This is a genomic window from Methylobacterium sp. WL9 (genome assembly GCF_008040035.1).
GTDB lineage: Bacteria > Pseudomonadota > Alphaproteobacteria > Rhizobiales > Beijerinckiaceae > Methylobacterium > Methylobacterium thuringiense.
Genome location: NZ_VRVE01000027.1, coordinates 1 through 18,676 on the forward strand (window position 1 = coordinate 1; position 18,676 = coordinate 18,676).

16 protein-coding genes and 1 tRNA gene are annotated in these 18,676 nt (G+C 67.6%); 8 read left to right on the plus strand and 9 right to left on the minus strand.

The features are described from left to right. Window positions 1-388: 388 nt before the first annotated feature. Window positions 389-1,750 (minus strand): ATP-binding protein, encoded by a 1,362-nt coding sequence (locus FV217_RS10560; protein WP_147817146.1) that lies wholly within the window; start codon window positions 1,748-1,750, stop codon window positions 389-391. Continuing rightward, complete coding sequence (locus tag FV217_RS10565; RefSeq protein ID WP_147817179.1) at window positions 1,743-2,420, minus strand: response regulator transcription factor; 678 nt, start codon at window positions 2,418-2,420, stop codon at window positions 1,743-1,745. Before FV217_RS10565 ends, FV217_RS10560 begins: the two co-directional genes overlap by 8 nt. 177 nt (window positions 2,421-2,597) lie before the next feature. On the opposite strand from FV217_RS10565, the gene FV217_RS10570 reads away from it, so the two are divergent. Genes FV217_RS10570 through FV217_RS10590 form a run of 5 tightly spaced genes read left to right on the plus strand, consistent with a single transcriptional unit; the run spans window position 2,598 to window position 8,815 of the window. Further along, window positions 2,598-3,974 (plus strand): efflux RND transporter periplasmic adaptor subunit, encoded by a 1,377-nt coding sequence (locus FV217_RS10570; protein ID WP_246682760.1) that lies wholly within the window; start codon window positions 2,598-2,600, stop codon window positions 3,972-3,974. A gap of 10 nt (window positions 3,975-3,984) precedes the next feature. Continuing rightward, window positions 3,985-7,140, plus strand: coding sequence for a CusA/CzcA family heavy metal efflux RND transporter (locus tag FV217_RS10575; protein ID WP_147817147.1), 3,156 nt, complete (start codon window positions 3,985-3,987; stop codon window positions 7,138-7,140). Beyond that, window positions 7,133-7,486, plus strand: coding sequence for a hypothetical protein (locus tag FV217_RS10580; protein ID WP_147817148.1), 354 nt, complete (start codon window positions 7,133-7,135; stop codon window positions 7,484-7,486). The genes FV217_RS10575 and FV217_RS10580 overlap by 8 nt, the downstream gene beginning before the upstream one ends. A gap of 46 nt (window positions 7,487-7,532) precedes the next feature. Continuing rightward, on the plus strand, window positions 7,533-8,087 hold the full coding sequence (locus FV217_RS10585; RefSeq protein ID WP_147817149.1) for a cytochrome b/b6 domain-containing protein: 555 nt from the start codon (window positions 7,533-7,535) through the stop codon (window positions 8,085-8,087). A 26-nt stretch (window positions 8,088-8,113) separates the two neighbouring features. Continuing rightward, window positions 8,114-8,815, plus strand: coding sequence for a VIT family protein (locus FV217_RS10590; RefSeq protein ID WP_147817150.1), 702 nt, complete (start codon window positions 8,114-8,116; stop codon window positions 8,813-8,815). A gap of 209 nt (window positions 8,816-9,024) precedes the next feature. On the opposite strand, the gene FV217_RS10595 is transcribed toward FV217_RS10590, so the two are convergent. The 4 genes from FV217_RS10595 to FV217_RS10610 form a co-directional block, all read right to left on the minus strand. After that, window positions 9,025-9,498 (minus strand): SRPBCC family protein, encoded by a 474-nt coding sequence (locus tag FV217_RS10595; protein WP_147817151.1) that lies wholly within the window; start codon window positions 9,496-9,498, stop codon window positions 9,025-9,027. A gap of 645 nt (window positions 9,499-10,143) precedes the next feature. Then, a complete protein-coding gene (locus tag FV217_RS10600; RefSeq protein ID WP_147817152.1) occupies window positions 10,144-10,470 on the minus strand; it encodes a hypothetical protein in 327 nt (108 codons plus the stop codon). 59 nt (window positions 10,471-10,529) lie between these two features. Beyond that, window positions 10,530-11,006 (minus strand): CAP domain-containing protein, encoded by a 477-nt coding sequence (locus FV217_RS23665; protein ID WP_147817153.1) that lies wholly within the window; start codon window positions 11,004-11,006, stop codon window positions 10,530-10,532. Between the two features lie 284 nt (window positions 11,007-11,290). Continuing rightward, window positions 11,291-11,365: transfer RNA gene (locus tag FV217_RS10610), tRNA-Val, on the minus strand. Between the two features lie 210 nt (window positions 11,366-11,575). Here FV217_RS10610 and gltX point away from each other — a divergent pair. Together gltX and FV217_RS10620 are read left to right on the plus strand one after the other, a co-directional pair. Beyond that, window positions 11,576-12,922: a glutamate--tRNA ligase gene (gene gltX, locus FV217_RS10615; RefSeq protein WP_147817154.1), complete on the plus strand. Its 1,347-nt coding sequence runs from the start codon at window positions 11,576-11,578 to the stop codon at window positions 12,920-12,922. Window positions 12,923-13,201: 279 nt separating this feature from the next. After that, entirely contained in the window at window positions 13,202-14,587 is a 1,386-nt protein-coding gene (locus tag FV217_RS10620) for an FAD/NAD(P)-binding protein (RefSeq protein WP_147817155.1), read from the plus strand. An 18-nt stretch (window positions 14,588-14,605) separates the two neighbouring features. Here the strand turns inward: FV217_RS10620 and FV217_RS10625 are convergent, their stop codons facing one another. From FV217_RS10625 to FV217_RS10635, 3 genes are read right to left on the minus strand one after another with little or no spacing between them, the layout of a single operon-like run. Continuing rightward, entirely contained in the window at window positions 14,606-15,103 is a 498-nt protein-coding gene (locus FV217_RS10625; RefSeq protein ID WP_147817156.1) for an AAA family ATPase, read from the minus strand. Between the two features lie 12 nt (window positions 15,104-15,115). Beyond that, on the minus strand, window positions 15,116-15,808 hold the full coding sequence (metW, locus tag FV217_RS10630; protein ID WP_147817157.1) for a methionine biosynthesis protein MetW: 693 nt from the start codon (window positions 15,806-15,808) through the stop codon (window positions 15,116-15,118). 8 nt (window positions 15,809-15,816) lie between these two features. Next, entirely contained in the window at window positions 15,817-17,028 is a 1,212-nt protein-coding gene (locus FV217_RS10635; protein WP_147817158.1) for a homoserine O-acetyltransferase, read from the minus strand. Between the two features lie 274 nt (window positions 17,029-17,302). On the opposite strand from FV217_RS10635, the gene FV217_RS10640 reads away from it, so the two are divergent. After that, window positions 17,303-18,613 carry an MFS transporter gene (locus FV217_RS10640; protein WP_147817159.1) on the plus strand — a complete coding sequence of 437 codons (1,311 nt, stop codon included), beginning with the start codon at window positions 17,303-17,305 and terminating at the stop codon, window positions 18,611-18,613. Window positions 18,614-18,676: the final 63 nt, after the last annotated feature.

Sequence of the window (18,676 nt, forward strand, 5' to 3'; positions counted from 1 at the left end):
CCAAAAACTGGCCGTCTCCCGACCGTAAGAACCCGTTCGACGCGATGAACAGACCAGTCTCGCGAGACCCGAACGTCACCCGACCGCAAAAGCCCCAATTCCCGAGTTTTGACACGGCCTGGACCCATGCCAGCCGTACCGACAGCCATCGGCGCTTCCCGAAAGCGGCCATTCGTCGGCCGTCCGGCAACTTCGGCTCGGGGTGGTAAGCGGGCTTTAGCCCTCCGCCCGGAAGCAGACGTTCCGCCGTCGAGCCAACCCAGTAACTCCCCACTCATTGGAGGAAGCTCGAAAGTAGACGCTTTAGGCGAGATAACGATTTATAAATCAAGTTGGGTGATTCGCTGCAGCTGTCCGAGGCGAATATTCTTGGTCAAAATCTCGTGCGCTATCTCTGCTCTCGGAAGGTAAGTTCGAACCGCGCACCCGCTGAAGGCGCATCTTCCAACTGGATCGTGGCGCCATGCAGTTTGACGATTGCCACCACTAGACCGAGCCCGAGGCCGTTCCCGACGGTCTGGCGGGCCGGTTCGGAGCGGTAGAAGCGGTTGAATACCCTGGAGCGCTCAGCTTCCCGAATGCCGGGACCGGTGTCGGCTACCGTCACCCGAACGATCTCGGGCTCGTTCGTCAGCCCGAGCGAGACCTCTCCCCCCGGCGGGGTAAATTTCACCGCGTTGTCGACGAGGTTCGACAGGGCCTCGAAGATCAGGTCGCGGTCGCCGCGGATCGCGTGCGCGCCAGCCGGGATGGAGAGCGTGAGGCGGACGCCCTTGTCCTCCGCCATCGGTTCGAAGAACTCCGCTGTTTCAGCGAGCGTCAGCCCGAGATCGAGCGTGGTGAACCCGGCACAGCGGCGTCCGTGCTCGATCTCGCCGATCCGCAGGACGGCCGTGACCATGGCTAGAGTTTGGTCGATCCAGACGAGGCCCTGATCGACCGCTTCGCGGAACTCCTCGACGCTGCGCGCCTGTTCGCGGCTGCGCTCCAGCCGTGCACGCAGCCGCGTGAGGGGTGTGCGCAGATCGTGCGCGATGGCGTCGCCAACGCCACGCACCTCGTCCATGAGCCGCTCGATCTCGTCGAGAAGCGCATTGACGTCGCGAGCGAGGCGATCGAACGCGTCGTCCGAATCGTCGACCGGAAGCCGCTGTCGAAGATCGCCGCGCATCAGGCGCGCGACGGCGTCCTCCGTGATGGCGACGCGACGTCGCGCGCGGCCCGCCAGGAGGGCTCCTCCAAGAATGGAAAGCGCCAGCATCGGCAGGAGCGCCAAGCCAAGTCCGTGTACGACTGTCGCTTTGGCGCGGTCGACCTCGTCCGTGTCGTGGGCAACGACGACGGTGCGGCCGTCCGGCAGTGTCCGTGCCGCCGACCAAAGTTCTTCGTGCAGGCGGCGTCCAGCAATCGCGACCTGTATGCCGATGCGACGGACCGCGCCGTCGTCGGGTAGGTCCGCCGGAGCCGTGTCGAGGTTTCCGGCTAGGCGCTGCCCGTCCGTATCGAACAGGCCGGCGAAGCGGACACTGTGCAGATCCTCGCCGAGCCAGGTCTCGATCCGCCCGGCAGCAGCGTTGGGCTCGCTCGACGCGTATCCCAGTTCGTGCCGGAGGGCATGGGCGAGTTCCGCCTGCATGAAGGCCGCCGTGCGCCAATAGACGAAGCCGAACAGGCCGAGCGACAGCAGCGTCGACCAGAGGGCAATGGCGAGGGTCCAGCGGACAGCGGTGCGCTGCAGGACATCAGGCATCGGGCGCCAGCACGAACCCGGTGCCCCGCACGCTCTCGATCATCGGCGCCTCGCCGTCGGCCTCCATCTTGCGGCGCAGACGCCCGACATGCACGTCGATGAGGTTGGATTTCGGCGTGAATCGATAGTTCCAGACCTCCTCGAACAGCATGGTCCGCGTGACCACCTGCCCGGGCCGCCGCATCAGGTATTCGAGAAGCTTCAACTCGCGTGGCAGGAGACCGAGGTCGCGGATCCCGCGCCTGCCGTGGCCGGCGATCAGGTCGATCTCCAGGCTGCCCAGCCGCAGCACCGTCTCGCGGTTGTCGGAGGGGCGGCGCAGCAGCGCCTCTATCCGGGCCGCCAGTTCCCCGAGCGCAAAGGGCTTGGCGAGGTAGTCGTCGCCACCGGCGCGCAGACCACGAATGCGCTCGTCCACGTCGGATAGGGCGCTCAGCACAAGGGCCGGGGTCCGGTCTCCCGCCCCGCGCAGATCCTGCAGAACGCTGAGGCCGTCGCGGCCAGGCAGCATGCGGTCGAGAATGATAGCTTGCCAGGATCCATGGCCAGCTGCCCGCGCGCCGTCCGGTCCTGTGGCGGCCCATTCGACCACGTGACCGCGCCCGCGCAGATCGCCAAGGACCTCCTCGGCGGTCTCCGCATCGTCCTCGATCAGGAGCAGTCGTGCCACGCCGTATCCCGTCTCGATGCCGGCATTTTCGCCTGCGTATCCGACGACCCTGACCCGAATATTGGTCTCGGTCGCGAGCAAAGTCGGATCGTGAACGCGAATTTAGTGGCGAAGAGGGGGCCGCCGCCCCTTATTGGAATTTCTCTAATCTAGAAGCTCACCTCTCCCAGAGGGCTCGTGCTGCTCGCCGCCGACCATGCCGACACCACTCCGCTCCACCGCGAAGAAGCGTCGGCCTCGGCGACGGGCGAGGCTGTGACCGGAGGGGCAACCAGAGTCGCGCTACAGCCGGCTCGGTGGTCCGGTGGATGGCTGCCCGTATTCGCCGCACTCGTCCTGCTCGGCGGTGGCGCGTGGCTGTTTCGTGATCGGCTCTTGCTGTTAACTCAGCCCGTCCTGGCGTCCCTCGGCATGGCGTCGCACGCAAAAGATGATCCAGCTGCAGCAGAAACGGCAGAGCAGGCCGGCGAAGTCAAAGACGCGAACGTCATCACCCTCGATGCCGAGGGCCAGAAGCGGCTCGGGCTTGCCTTCGGTCAGGTCGAGACCCGTCGGCTGGTCAAACCCGTGCGCGCCCCCGGCACGGTGGCCTTCGACGAGCGGCGGGTGACGCATCTCAAACCACGGACGTTGGGGCGCGTTCTCAGCCTTGCGGTCCAGCCGGGCGATCGGGTCGTCGTTGGGCAGACCCTAGCGACGCTCGATGCGGCCGGCATTCTCGACGCCCGCAACGGGCTTGCGGCCGCAAAGGCGGCGCTGGGCGAGGCACAGGCCACTGAGAAGGTGGCTGAACTCAATCTCAAGCGCGGCACCGACCTGGTCAGGGTCGGCGGTGTCGCACAGGCGGAAGTCGACCGGCGGCAGGTCGACCTCGCCAAGGCGCACGCCGCGGTGCAATCGGCGCAGGCCCAGGCCGAGATGTTCAAAGCCCAGTACGAGCGGCTCGCCCCCACCGGCACGACGTCGTCGGGGACGAGCGCCATCGTCACGCCGATCGCCGGCGTGGTGACAAGCGCCAACATCACCCTCGGCGAGGTGGTCGACACGAACCGGGACGCCTTCACCGTGGCGGACCCAAGCCGGATCCTGGTCCTGGCCAACCTCTACGGGCACGACATCGACGGTGTAAGGGCCGGCGATCTCGCGACGATCGACGCCCCCATCACCGAGCATCGGCAGTTCGAGGGTCGGGTGCGATCGGTCAACGCGGCACTGGATGCCGCGACGGGCACCGCGCCGGCCCGCATCGAGATCGACAATCCCCGCGGCCTGCTGCGCGCGAACATGTTCGTGTCGGTCTCCATCGCCGCCGATCTCGGCCGCGACGGCGTCACGGTACCGGCGGCGGCGGTCCAGCAGACGGAAGCCGGGCCCATCGCCTTCGTGCGCACCGCCGAGAACCGGTTCGAGAAGCGCGACCTCGGTCTCGGCCTGCAGCGCGCCGACTGGGTCGAGGTGACATCCGGGCTGGCGGCAGGAGAGACGGTCGCCACGGACGGCAGCTTCGGCCTCAAGGCGATCCTGCTGCGCGGCCTGCTCGGGTCGACGAACTGATGTCGCCCCGATGAAAGCCTGGTTCGCCCTTCTGATCCGCCGCCGCTGGCTGGTGCTCGTCATCGCCCTCGCGGGCGCAGCCGGCGGCATCGCTAACCTCGAAGGCTTGTCGATTGACGCAGTGCCGGACGTCTCGCCGAAGCAGGTCATGGTGCTGACCCTGTCGCCGGGCCTCGGACCGCTCGAAGTCGAGAGGCTCGTGACCTTCCCGGTCGAGAACGCCATGGCCGGCGCACCGGGCCTGTCGGGCGTCCGCTCGACCTCGCGCTACGGTGTCTCGGCCGTCTACGTCACCTTCGACGATACCGTGCCGATCGTTGAGGCCCGCGCGCAGGTATTCCAGCGCCTGCCCCAGGCCAAGGCGATGATGCCGGCCGGGATCGGCGACCCGCAGATGGGTCCGATGGCAACGGGGCTCGGCGAGATCTACCAGTTCGAGCTGCGCGGGCCGGCCTATTCGCCGATGGCCCTCAAGCGCATCCTGCAATGGACGATCGCGCCGAAGCTCAGGCTGACGCCCGGCATCGCCGACGTGAACATCTACGGCGGCCAGATGCCGACCTACGAGGCCCAGGTCTCGGCGGAGAGCCTGCATCGCTACGGCGTGACCATGGCGCAGGTCTACACGGCCCTGGCCGAGAACAACGCCGCCCGGGGTGGCGCGTATATGGAGCACAACGACCAGCAGGAGGTTATCCGGGGGCTCGGGCTCGCCACGAGCCCCGAGGACATCGGCAATATTGTCGTGGCCACGGGCCCCGGCGGCGTGCCGGTGACGGTCGCCACCCTGGGCAAGGTCGTGGAAGCGCCGAAGGCCCGCCTCGGCGCGGTCAGCCACGACGCGGCCGGCGAGACCGTCGTTGGCATCGCAATGATGCAGCAGGGCGAGAACGCCAGCGCCGTCGTCGAGCGGGTGAAGCAGACGATCGCCGACCTGAAGCCGCAACTGCCGCCGGGCGTCGAGATCAGGCCCTATTACGACCGCAGCGAACTCGTCGCCCGGACCATCCGCACCGTCGAGCACAACCTGCTAGAGGGCGCGGCCCTCGTCGTCGTCGTGCTGCTCCTGCTGCTCGGAAACCTCCGGGCCGGCCTGATCGTGGCGGCGGCGATCCCGCTGTCGATGCTGATGGCGTTCGCCGGGATGCGGCTCTTCGGCCTGTCGGGCAATCTGATGAGCCTCGGCGCGATCGACTTCGGCCTGATCGTCGACGGAGCCGTTGTCATGGTCGAGAACGTGCTGCGCGCCCGCGGCGAGCACCCGGACAAGCCGGCCGACGCGGTGATCCGCGACGCCACGTCCGAGGTCGCGCGCCCGATCCTGTTCGCGGTTGCGATCATCATGCTGGTCTACGTGCCGGTGCTCGCCCTCGAAGGCGTTGCGGGCAAGATGTTCGTGCCGATGGCCCTGACCGTGATCCTGGCGCTGGCGGGCTCGCTCGTCGTGACCATGGTGCTGATGCCGGCGCTCGCGGCGATCGTCCTGTCGGGTCGCGGCGTCGGCGAGCGCCAGACGCTGCTCGTGCGCGGGGTGCGGCGGCTCTACACACCGCTCCTCCGGCTCGCCGAACGACGCGCCGGCCTCACGGTCCTGCTGACATTGGCGCTCTTTGCGGGAAGCTGCGGACTGGCCACGCGTCTCGGCGGCGAGTTCCTGCCTAAATTGTCCGAGGGCTCGATCGTCATCACCTCGGAGAAGCTACCGGGGATCAACCTCGACGCCTCGCTCAAGGTCGTCCATCGCATCGAGCAGGTGTTGAAGAGCTTCCCCGAGGTGAAGCGGGTGGTGTCGTTGACCGGCAGCGCCGAGATCCCGACCGACCCCATGGGCGTCGAATCGACCGACAGCTTCATCACCCTTGCCGATCCCGCGACCTGGACGACGGCCGACAGCCAGGACGGACTCGTTGCCGCTTTCGACAAGCGGCTGAAGGAAGAGGTGCAGGGCGTCGCCTATTCCTTCTCGCAGCCGATCCAGATGCGCATGGACGACCTGTTGGAAGGCGTGCGCGGCGACGTCGCGATCAGTCTCTACGGCGACGACCTCAAGACCCTAAAGCAGACGGCCGACGCCATCGTGCGGGTCGTCTCCGGCATCGACGGGGCCGCCGACGTCAAGGCCGAGGCCCAGGCCGGGCAGCCGGCGCTCTCCGTGCAGATCGATCGGGCCGCGGCCGCCCGCTACGGCGTCAACGTCAGCGACATCCTCGACGTGGTCGAGAGCATCGGCGGGCGCACCGCCGGCATGGTCTACGGCGACGACAACGCGATCACCGACATCGTCGTGCGTCTCGATCCGGCCGACCGCAGCGACATCGCCCGCATCCGCGAACTGCCCGTGGGACGCAGCGGCAAGGCGCTGGTGCCGCTCTCCCTCGTCGCCTCGGTCGCGGTCGCTTCGGGACCGGCGCAGATCAGCCGCGAACGCCTTCAGCGGCGCATCTCGGTGCAGGCGAACGTGCGCGGGCGCGACGTCCAGAGCTTCGTTGATGTGGCCCAAGCCGCGGTCCGCCAACAGGTGTCGCTACCGCCGCGCTATTCCCTGGTCTGGAGCGGGCAGTTCCAGAACCTGCAGGAGGCGACCGGCCGGCTCGCGGTCGTGGTCCCGGCGGCGATGGCCGTGATCCTGATCCTGCTCGTGGTGATGTTTTCCGACATCCGCCTGGCCGGGCTGATTTTCCTCAACGTGCCGATCGCCGCGACCGGCGGCATCGTCGCGCTCTACCTGCGTGACCTGCCGTTCTCGATCTCGGCGGCGATCGGCTTCATCGCGACTTTCGGCATTGCCGTCCTCAACGGTGTCGTTCTGACGAGCACCATCCGCGATCTCGAACGTCTCGGCCTCGATGCGCGCCAGGCGGCCACGCGTGCGGCGGAGCTGCGCCTGCGGCCCGTCCTGATGACAGCCCTCGTCGCCACCCTCGGCTTCCTGCCAATGGCACTCTCGACCAGCGCCGGCGCGGAGGTCCAACGACCGCTCGCCACGGTCGTCATCGGCGGCCTGATCACGGCGACACTGCTGACCCTCGTCGTGCTTCCGGCGATCTATCCCTACGCGTTGCGCCTGCGGCTGCCCTTCACGCGTCGAGCGGAACCCGCGTCCCGCATGGAGGGAACGGTCGAACCGCCACTCGGCGTGGTTCGGAAGGCCGGATCCGATGCCTGAGAGAGCAACCCGCAACGGTAGACGGCTGGCGGCGCTTACCCTGCGCGCTGCTACCGCGATCGTCAGCCTCGTCCTGTCGGCTTCAGGGCCGGTCCAGGCATTCGATTGTGAAGCCCTGTTGAAGTTGCATGGACTCCTGCGCAGGGCGTCGGTCCCCTGCAGCTTCACAGCCTACAACGAGACGATCGTCGAACGGGCACGCGTCTGCTTCGAGGAACTCGGACCGGAACAGGGTGTCGCCGATATTCGGGCCGGTGCCGGCGAGTTCGAACGGATGGACGCCGTCCGCGGCCGTGACGCGCTCTGTTTCGACCTCGGCCGTCGGTTCCCAATGGTCGTCCGCTGACCGCCGGGCGTCTGACTGAAGCTTAAGTCGCTATGGAGAACATCGCTTGGACGCCGTCACGAGGCTCGATTCGACCACCGGCCGCTACGACCGATTTACCCTTGGGCTTCACTGGACTGTGGCGTCCACGACGCTGCTTCTCTGGCCGCTCGGCCAGTTCACGGATAGCCTGCCGAAGGGGCCGATCCGGGCGAACGTCTGGTCGCTGCATTTCGTACTGGGCTTCGTCTTTGCCGGGGCACTCGTGGCGCTGTTCGTCTGGCGACAGACCGGCGGGCGGCAACTCGCTGTGCCCGAGACGGAGCCGTTCCATCTGCTGGCGAAGTCCGTCCACGTACTCCTCTACGTCCTCGCCGTCTGCGTTGCGGTCCTCGGGATCGCGAACGCGTTCGTGCGGGGCGTCAGTTTGTTCGATCTGGTCCGGCTGCCTCAGCTCGGCGATCGCGAATGGCGACATCAGCTCACCGACCTGCATGGTCTGGCGGCGCACTGCCTCGCCATCCTAGCCCTGTTCCACGCCGCGGCCGCCCTGGTCCACCACTACCTGTGGCACGATCAGGTGCTGCGTCGGATGCTGCCCGGCCGGGTCTCCCGCGGCTGACGCTGCTCTGTGATCGCGAGGTTCGCATGACCGTCACGCCTCCCCATCAGGAGTATCATCTGATCGATCGGATCGGCTGGCTGAGGGCCGCCGTTCTTGGTGCTAACGACGGTCTCGTCTCCACCGCGAGCCTGATCGTTGGCGTCGCCGCCTCGTCGAGCGGCCACAGCGAGATCCTGCTCGCCGGCAGCGCCGGCCTGGTCGCAGGTGCGATGTCCATGGCTGCCGGCGAATACGTGTCGGTCAGCTCGCAGGCCGACACGGAGAGGGCGGATCTCGCTCGCGAGCGCCGCGAACTCGAACAGTATCCCGCTGCCGAACAAGAAGAACTCACGCAGATCTATGTCGGCCGCGGTCTGGATCGTGCGCTGGCCACGCAGGTCGCTCAACAGCTGATGGCTAAGGATGCCCTTGGGGCCCATGCCCGCGACGAGCTCGGCATCTCGGAAATCACCTCCGCCCGGCCAATCCAGGCCGCGTTGACGTCGGCGGCGACCTTCGCGGCCGGCGCGATCCTGCCGCTCGTCGTCGCTTTGCTCTCGCCGGCCGGGCTGACCGTCTACGCGGTCTCGGCAGCCTCGCTCGTGTTCCTGGGCGTTCTGGGCGCGCTCGGGGCCTGGGTCGGTGGTTCCAGGATTCCGCAAGCGACCGCCCGCGTCGCCTTCTGGGGTGCCTTGGCCATGGCCGTCACCGCCGGGATCGGATCGCTGGTAGGTCGCGCAGTCTAATGCGCGTGGCGCTGTGGGTTGGGAGGGTTATCCCCGGGCCTTGTAACTTCGACGATCGTTCGGTCCCCATCCGATGCAATGGATCGAGCGTATCGGCGAGACCGCCTCACGAGTTCCCACCATCAATCGTCGCGAAGCTGGCGGACCACGGGCCAGAACCTGCACCTGAAGCAGGGGCAGAGCTAAGCCGCCCTTGCTGGTATGCAGGCTTACTTGGCCTTCTCGGAGAGCCCCTTGAGGCCAGCCTCGTACACGCCGCCGATCGCTTCCTGAGCCTTGTTGTCCGGAGCGCCCTTCGCCTTGAAGTTGCCCGACCACGTCACCTTTGAGCCGCTGCCGTCCTTGGCGACCATGATCGTCGACTTGTAGTCGGAGACCGGAAGCGGGCCTTCAAGGATGGTGTACGTGTAGCTCATGGCCTTGTCGTCGCGGGCCTGCTCTTCTTCCAACAGCGTGCCGCCGCCCTTAAGAGTCAAGGTGCGTTGCTCCTTATCACCCTTCTTTGAGAGCGCGCACTTCTCGACCACGGGATGCCAGTCGCCGATGCCGCAGAAAGCGCCGATGGTCTTCCATACAGTGTCGGGGGCCGCGGCGATGGTGGCCGTCTTGGTGACTTCGAGGGCAGAGACAGGCGTGGAGGCAGCTGCGGCCAGGGCCACAGCAGGAATGACGAACTTTAGCATCTATTGTTTCCTCAGAAGGCTTCTTTGGCTGGCCACGGGCCGCCATCGAACAAGTTAGTGCGCAATCGAAATTAAGCTACGCGGGTCGCGTATGTGCGAACGGTATAATCGCTTCTAAATGCATGCCTTTTCCGGCGCGGATCTTGCCTGCCTGTGAGGGCTGGGGCCTCGGGACGTCTACGAAGTTACCGATTAATTGTTGCGTAAGCTGTCCTGACATCCGCTTATCGTCTTGTACGTTCGAAAGCAGTCCAGCCAAAATCCACCCAACCCAGCCGTACGTCCTGGTCCACCGCGCTGCCTCAGAGCGGACGTTCCGACCTTCCGCAACGGGTCGTGAGCGGTCCCTACGGCTATGTCCGCTAGATGCAACCGCAGTCCAGAAGCGGACGGGCAGGAAACCACCCGAGCCGGTCGTTGACCTCTGCCTCGACAGCATGGGAGCGGACCTTCCGATAGTCGGCAAGGGATCGCGAGCAGACCCAGAACATGGGGCTCCTCCGTTAGATTTTGACCACTAGTCGACCCGGCAGTGCTGGCTAGGGAAGGCTCTTTGGCGACCACTTTCCGGCCTCGCCTTCCGGAGCCAGACGTCTGGCCCTTCGCCATTCTGATCGATGAAGATCACGCCGGCCACCGCTGCGGTCAGGCGATCTCAGGGCCCCGCCCAGTCGTTTCCAGAAGCTCCAGTGTTCGCAGGATCGCCATACCGACGACCTCGGCATCGGCTTCGCCTTCCTGCGTACCAGGTAGGATCGCAACGACGTCGACATCGCTGCCGGCCTCCAAGCCAACAACGACGTTGGACACCGGCCCTTGTTTCGTGTCCTCATCGCGGACCATGGCAACGTCATACCCGGCGGCCTGGCCGAGATGACGTACGGCTCGAAGCTCGGTGACGGACGCAATGGTCGGCGGAACGTCCTCAGGCTTCGGTCGGGCGCCGAATGTCGGGCGGATCACATTGCTCATGCCGCCCCGTAGCGCGATCGAGCCTACCGCCAAAGCGTCTAGGTCGAATCCGGCGCGGCCTATTGCGAGACTACCAGGGCCCAGAACCGGCCGTAGGATGAACCTGACGCGTCAGCGTGAGCGATCCCGATGCGCCGCGCCTCGGGCAGGAGCAGGTTTGCGTTGTGGCCGGATGAAGCCTGCCACATCGCCAGCGTCTGCTCGAAGGTGGCGGTCCCGGCGCCCAGGTTCTCGGCCTTCAGACCTCTCGGAAGCCCGGTCATCGCCATGCGCGCCTGGAACGAGCCGCCGGCATCGTGGCTAAGCGAGCCGGCTGCAGCGTTCGCCCTAGCCGCATAGGCTGCGGCTCTGGTCAGACCCGCATCCACCTGGACGGGCCCGAAACCATGTTGCGCCCGATACCGGCTGATCGCGGCCGCAGCTGCGCGGTCGTCAGAAACGGCCCTGCGGGCCGGCGCCTTAGCAGCGAAGGCTCCGCTACAGCCGGCCAACACCACAACGAGAGAAGCGATCGGGTGTGTAAAACGACGGAGCATGAGCCGGGACAATCCCTGAAGCGCGCCAGCGAGACACGCAGGCTCTTCCAGATCGGTTTAGGATCAGTTGCGGCAGCCGCGTGACGAGGCCGCCGGTTCGAATCGCCCGCCTATCGAGAGCTCCGGCGGTGCAAGAACTCGAACGATCGTGGGGGAAAAGTGCCGAGCAATCTGGTCGCAAATTGTCGCTGAAACGGTGCTGCCCACGTGCGGCCCGGCCCTTGGCCGAAGCCTCTCGTGGCAAGCCACTTACGGGGTAAGTCTCTGTTTTGATGAGAGAAAAATGGTGGACGGTGCAGGGATCGAACCTGCGACCTTTCCCGTGTGAAGGGAACGCACTACCGCTGTGCTAACCGTCCATGCCGGCCGTGGCGTCGCCCGGAGCGCTGCCCGGCGAACGCTGCGCTTCTAGGGCCGGGCATCGAGTTCCGTCAAGACTGGCCATGGACGGCATGCGCGGCCGGTTCATGCTGACCGTGGCGTACGGGCCGACGCATACCGTGTCTATCCAAGGCAGCATCGGGCGGCCCCCTTCGCAGGGGCGGCCAAACCCGTTAGGCGTGGCGGCCATGACCACCCCCCTCGTCCGCTTCGCGCCCTCGCCGACGGGCTTCCTCCATATCGGCAACGCCCGGCCGGCGCTGCTGAATTTCCTGTTTGCCCGCAAGACCTTGGGCCGGTTCCTGCTGCGCCTCGACGACACCGACCGCGCGCGCTCGACGGCGGCGTTCGCCCAGGCGATCCAGGAGGACCTGGCCTGGCTCGGCATCGTGCCCGACCTGTTCGCCCGGCAGAGCGAGCGCACGCCAAGTCACGACGCCGCCAAAGAAAAACTGATCGCGCAGGGTCGTCTCTACCCCTGCTACGAGACCGCCGAAGAGCTCGATCGCCGCCGCAAACGCCAGCTCGGCCGCGGCCTCCCGCCGATCTACGACCGCGCCGCGCTCGCGCTCTCGGATGCCGAAAAATCCGCCCTGGAGGCCGAGGGCCGCCGCCCGCACTGGCGGTTCAAGCTCGACCCCGTCGTCGTAGCCTGGACCGATCTCGTCCGCGGCGAGAGCCACGTCGACTGCGCCTCCCTCTCCGATCCCGTCCTGATCCGCGAGGACGGCAGCGCGCTCTACACCCTCCCCTCGGTGGTCGACGATGCCGAGATGGGCGTGACGCACATCATCCGCGGCGAGGATCACGTCACCAATACCGGCGTACAAGTTCAGCTTTTCCAGGCACTTGGCTATCCCGTGCCGGTCTTTGCGCATCACAACCTGCTTACCACTGCGGATGGCGAGGGCCTGTCGAAACGCCTCGGCCACCTCTCGCTGCGGGGGCTGCGCGAAGCCGGCTACGAACCGGCCTCGGTCGCAGCGCTCGCCGCGCTGACGGGCACCTCCGAGGCGGTGCGGCCGGTGGCCTCCCTCGACGACCTCGCGAGCCTCGTCGATCTCGGCCGGATCTCGCGGGCGCCGGCAAAGTTCGACCCGGCCGAACTCGACGGCATCAACGCACAACTCGTCCACGCCATGCCCTTCGCGGAGGCGCGGGACCGGCTCATCGCCATGGAAGTTCCTGAAGAGACGTCGGAATCCTTCTGGGAGGCGGTGAAGGCGAACCTCGTCAAGGTCGGCGATGCGGCCCTATGGTGGCGCATCGTCGCCGGGCCGGTGAGCCCGGTGATTTCGGATCCGGATTTCGCGGCGAAGGCGCTCGCGCTGCTGCCGGAGGGCGCCTTCGATGGCGGAACCTGGAAGAGCTGGACCGAGGCGGTCAAGCGCGAGACGGGAGCCAAGGGCCGCGCGCTGTTCATGCCGCTGCGTCAAGCGCTTACGGGACTCGACCATGGCCCGGATCTCGCGCGCCTGCTGCCGCTGATCGGGCGCGGGCGGGCGGCACGGCGGCTTGCCGGTGAGGCGGCGTGATCTGGCGCACATGTACGGAACGGCGCCATCATTGTTCTTTTTATAAAACGATTTTTCGAATCTTCTTCTCCGTATGACCGCATCTGAGAGAATGATCGAGCGGCCGCCGACCCGGCTTCTGCAGCTTCGTTTGTCACGGCAGCCGCTGTATTGTGCTAGCCAACGGCACCGCAGTGGATCCGTGCTTTACGGGCCCTTCGGTCGTTCGTTATAGAGAACGAATTGGTTGTGCCGCCCGGTGCCGGGCGGCGCGCGTAGTCCGTTCCGGAGTCTCTCATCATGGGCGCGTCGTCCTCTGCGCTCCCCATCGCCGTGATCGGTGCCGGCTTCAGCGGCACCATGGCCGCGATCCAGCTGCTCGAAGCCCTGCCGCGCGAGCGGCCTGTACTGCTCTGCGAGCGTTCCGAGAGTTTTGCGCGCGGGCTCGCCTACGGCACGGGCGATTTCGGCCACTTCCATAACCTGCGCGCCGCGAACATGAGCGCGTTTCCGGACCGCCCGCGGCATTTCGAGGACTGGCTCGCGCGCAACGCCGCCTGCCTGCCGCCGGAGGAGGCCGTCGGGATCCGTGCCACCCCGGCCGGCACCTTCGCCTCGCGGCCGCTCTATGGGCGCTATCTCTCTGAAATCCTGACCGAAACCGTCACGAATGGCGGGCCGCCGCGGCTGCGTCTCGTCAACGATGCGGTGACCGATCTCGTGCCGTCCGCGGGCGGCTTCTCGCTGCGCACCGAGGGCGGTCTCGGCCTGCCGGTCGCGGGGGCTGTCCTCGCCATGGGCAACCTCGCCGGCACCGGCGAGCCGCATAGCGCGCACCGCGCCGACATCTGGGCGCCCGAGACCATCGGCCGGCTGCAGCCCGATCAGCCGGTGCTGGTCGTCGGCACCGGACTGACCATGATCGACGCCGTCGTCTCCCTCCGTCGGCGCGGCTTCGCCGGCCCGATCGTCGCGCTGTCGCGGCGCGGCCTGCTGCCGAACACGCATGCGCCGGCCGCGGCGCACCCCGTGCCGAACCTGACCGCGGCAGACCTTTCCTCGCTCGCCACCCTGAGCCGGCGGCTTCATGCCTCCGCCCGCGCGGCCAGCGACGACTGGCGCAGCGTGGTCGACGCGCTCCGTCCGGTGACGGATTTCATCTGGCGCAGCCTGCCGCACTCCGAGCGCGGCCGCTTCCTGCGCCATCTGCGCCCGTTCTGGGACGTCCACCGGCATCGCTCGGCGCCGCCCGCTGCCGACGCGATCGACCGGGAGATCGCCGACGGCAGGCTCACGGTGCGTGCCGGGCGGATCCTGTCGATCGCGGACGAGGCGACCCAGGCCGTCGTGACCCTGAGGCCGCGCGGTGCCGCGGAGCCGGAGCGTCTCGCGGTCCAGTGCATCCTCGACGCCACCGGGATCGGCCGCGTCGGCGAGACGACCGACCCGCTGCTGCGCCGGCTGATCGACCGCGGGCTGGTCCGCCCCGGCGCGTTCGGCCTCGGCCTCGACGTGGGTGCGGATTTCCGGGCGCGCGGACAGCGCCAGGCCGGACCGGTCTGGACGCTCGGGCCTCTCATGCGCGGCGCGCTCTGGGAGTGCATCGCGGTGCCCGACATCCGCAATCAGGCGGTCGACCTCGCCGCCGGCATCGCAGCGGAGCTGGCGCGGGCGGAAGCGGCATAGGCTCGCGTGCGAAGCAGGCTATCGCAGGGGCAATTCGGCCTCGAAGTCCTGCCGACCACGCAGCACGATCCCACGCCCCGAAAATCTTGAGACGAGGGCGAGGCTTCGCGCCCGCCGCTTGCGGTTCCAGGTCAGGGCGAAGCCTAGAAAGGCGAGGTCGAGTTGCTCCCGGCAGCCCTCCGCCATATCGGGCCGCTGCCGCCCGTAGCTTGCGGCGATGCGCCTGAGGATGCGGGCAAGCGACAGCCAGGCTGGCACGTCGAGATAGATCAGAGTATCGGCCGCAGCCAAGCGCGGCGAGATCGTGTCGGTGTAGTTGCCGTCGATCACCCAGGCCGGCAGCGCCGCGATGCGCGCGACTTCGGCGCGAAAGTCGTCCGGCTCCGCTGCCACCCAGCCGGGACGCCAATAGGCCTGATCGAGATGGAACACCGGCAGTCCATGCCGGGCACCCAGCCGCCGGGCGAGGGTGGACTTGCCGCTGCCAGGCGGCCCGAGGATGAGAATGCGGCGCATTCTATCCTCTGTTCACTCGTGGTCCGTGCCGCCGCTGCGCAGCAGAAACACGCCCTGCGCGCCGACGAGGTTCCAGAACCACCACGGCATCGAGTAGCGCATCGGCCGGCCGCGTCCGTCCAGCGCCGTGGCTTTTTCGATCTCGGCGCCGACCGTCCGGCACAGCCCGACGAAGTCGCGGATGGTGCAGTGATGGATGTTGGGGGTCTCGTACCAAGCCTCCGGCATGATCTCGGTCACCGGCATCCGTCCGCGGAAGGCGAGTTCGGCCCGCACCCGCCAGTGGCCGAAATTCGGGAACGAGATGATGACCTGCTTGCCGATTCGCAGGAGATGATCGAGCACGATGCGCGGGTTGCGGGTCGCCTGGATCGTCTGGGAGAGCACGACCACGTCGAAGGCGTTGTCGGGGTAGTTGGCGAGATCCGTGTCGGCATCGCCCTGGATCACCGGCAGGCCGCGGGCGAGGCAGGCGTTGACCCCCGCCCGCGAGAGCTCGATGCCGCGGCCGTCGACGCTGCGCCGGTCGCGCAGCAGTGCCAGCAGCGAGCCATCGCCGCAGCCGATGTCGAGGACGCGTGCGCCGTCCGGCACGAGGCCGAGCACGACGAGATGATCGACGCGGGTGCCGTCGTCCCCGGCATTGCGGGGCAGCGTCTCGATGCTCTTCCACGGCGCACCGGCGACGGCATCGGTCGGTCCCACGCGACCGCTCACAGCCCGCGCGCCCGTGCAGCCGCGTCGACGAAGCCGCGCGCTGCGGAAAAGAGCGCCGGCTCGTCGAGCAGGAAGGCGTCGTGGCCCTTGTCGCTCTCGACCTCGACGAAGGCGACGGGCGCGGCGACGGCGTTGAGCGCATGCACGATCGCGCGGGAATCCGCTGTCGGAAACAGCCAGTCGGAGGTGAAGGCGATCACGCAGAACCGGGTCTTGGAGGCGCGGAAGGCGTTGGCGAGCACGCCGCCATGATCCTCGGCGAGGTCGAAATAGTCCATGGCGCGGGTAAGGTAGAGATAGGCGTTGGCGTCGAAGCGCTCGACGAAGCTCAGCCCCTGGTGGCGCAGGTAGCTCTCGATCTGGAAGTCGGCGTTGAACGAGAAGGTCGGCGCCGCGCGGTTCTGCAGGCGGCGGCCGAACTTGCGGTGCAAAGCCGGCTCGGAGAGATAGGTGATGTGCGCGCCCATCCGTGCGACGCCAAGCCCCTTGGCGGGCCGGGTGCCCTCCTCGAAGTAGCGCCCGTCCGCCCAGGCCGGATCGGCCATGATCGCCTGCCGGCCGACCTCGTGGAAGGCGATGTTCTGGGCCGAGTGGCGCGCACCGGTGGCGATCGGCATCGCGGCGAAGACGCGCTCGGGAAAAAGCGAGGCCCATTGCAGGACCTGCATGCCACCCATCGAGCCGCCGATACAGAGGAACAGGTCGGGGATGCCGAGCCGGTCGAGCAGCATCGCCTGGGCCCGCACCATGTCGCGAATGGTCACCAGCGGGAAGTCGAGGCCGTAGGGCTTGGCCGTCGCCGGATCGACCGAGGCCGGGCCGGTCGAGCCCATGCAGCTGCCGATGACGTTCGAGCAGACGACGAAGTAGCGGTCGGTATCGATGGGTTTGCCCGGGCCGACCAGGGTCTCCCACCAGCCGGCCTTGCCCGTCACCGGATGGCGATGGGCGAAATGCTGGTCGCCCGTCAGTGCATGGCAGATCAGGACGGCGTTGGAGCGCTCCGTGTTGAGCGTGCCGGCGGTCTGGTAGGCGATCTGGAACGGCGCCAGCGCAGCGCCCGAATCCATGGCGAGCGGTTCGTCCGCCCCGAAAAGCGCAACGGGGCTCTTGGGATCGGTCGCCGGCATGGCCTCGTATCCCTGGGGCAAGGGCCTCGCCTCGCTCCGCAAGCCGGCCTCGGCGTCTGACGTCAAGGTGCTGTCCATCGTGCGTTCGGGTGCCGCCCTGAAGAAGCGGCCTGCCCGGCCGGTGGTCGAAGCTTTGCCGAGAGAGACAACGCAGAGGCCGATCGTCTCAAGCGCGAGCGAGGATCCTTGGCCGGATACTTCGGGAGGTAATGTGCCCATCCGCACGCGTCAACGAAAGGGCGATACGCCTGATCGCAGAGGGATATCGGGCACATGGTGCCGCACTGGCCGACGGCCGCCACGACGCGTAGTGCTCGCCCGCGCGCGGCGGGACGCACCGTAAAGGACCACGATGACTGCAATCGACACCGACCCGGCGACCCATCCGGGGCTCGACCGCAAGGCCGTCGGCGCCGTGGTACTCGGCAACGCCCTCGAATTCTACGATTTCACGATCTACGCGTTCTTCGCCGTGCCGATCGGCGCCGCCTTCTTCCCGTCCGACAACGCCACCGACAGCCTGCTCGCCTCTCTGGCCCTGTTCGGCATCGGCTACGTGATGCGGCCCGTGGGCGGTATCCTGATCGGCGCCTTCGCCGACCGGGCGGGCCGCAAGCCCGCCATGCTGATCACCATCGCGCTGATGGCGGTCGGCATGCTGATGCTGGCGCTGACGCCGGGCTACGCGGTGCTCGGCGGCTGGTCGCAGGCCATCGTCATCGCCGGACGGCTGATCCAGGGGCTGGCGCTCGGCGGCGAGGTCGGACCCTCCACCGCCTACCTGCTGGAGGCGGCGCCGCCGAAGCAGCGCGGCTTCGTCGCCAGCTGGCAGATCGCGAGCCAGGGCTGCGCCGCGCTGATCGCAGGTGTCGTCGCCACGCTGCTGACCCTAGCCGTCGGCGACCACGCCATGGCAGAGTGGGGTTGGCGCGGGATGTTCCTGCTCGGCATCGGCATCGTGCCGGTGGGCCTCGTCATCCGCAGCCATCTGCCGGAGACGGCCGGCGAAGCGAAGGACCCGGCAGCCGCCGACTCGACGCTTCAGGTCGTGGTGCGGCTGGTGCGCGACCACGGCCGCCTCCTCGCCCTCACCTTCCTCGTCATCGCGGCCTCCACCGTCTCGAACGCCATCGGCACCAACATGCCGGTCTACGCGCAGGCGACGCTGGGCTTGACCGAGACCGTCTCCACCGCCGTGCCGATCGCGCTCGGGCTCGCCTCGATCGTGTTTCCGCTGCTGGGCGGCTGGCTCGCCGACCGCGTCGGCCGGCGCCCGGTGATGATTTTTCCACGCGCCGCGATCGTCGTCTTGGCGGTGCCGGCCTTCGCCTGGCTCGTCCACGCCCCCACCGCGCTGAACGTCTACGCCGTGACCTTCCTGATGTCGGCGCTGTCCTCGATCAACGCGGCGGCGATCATCGTCGGCATCCCGGAATCGCTGCCGCGCAACGTGCGCAGCGCCGGCCTCTCGATCGTCTACGCCTTCTCGGTCTCGATTTTCGGGGGCAGCACCAACTGGGTGATCAACAAGCTGATCGCCGTCACCGGCGACCGGCTGGCGCCGGCCTACTACCTCGTTGCCTTCAGCGTGGTCGGTACGATTGCGGCGATGCTGATGCACGAGACGCGGGGCAAGGATATCGACGCGAATACGGAGGCCTGAGCAGGCCGACTCCACGGCGACGCGAAATGCTGTAGACGACGGATATCCGTCGCCATCCGTCAG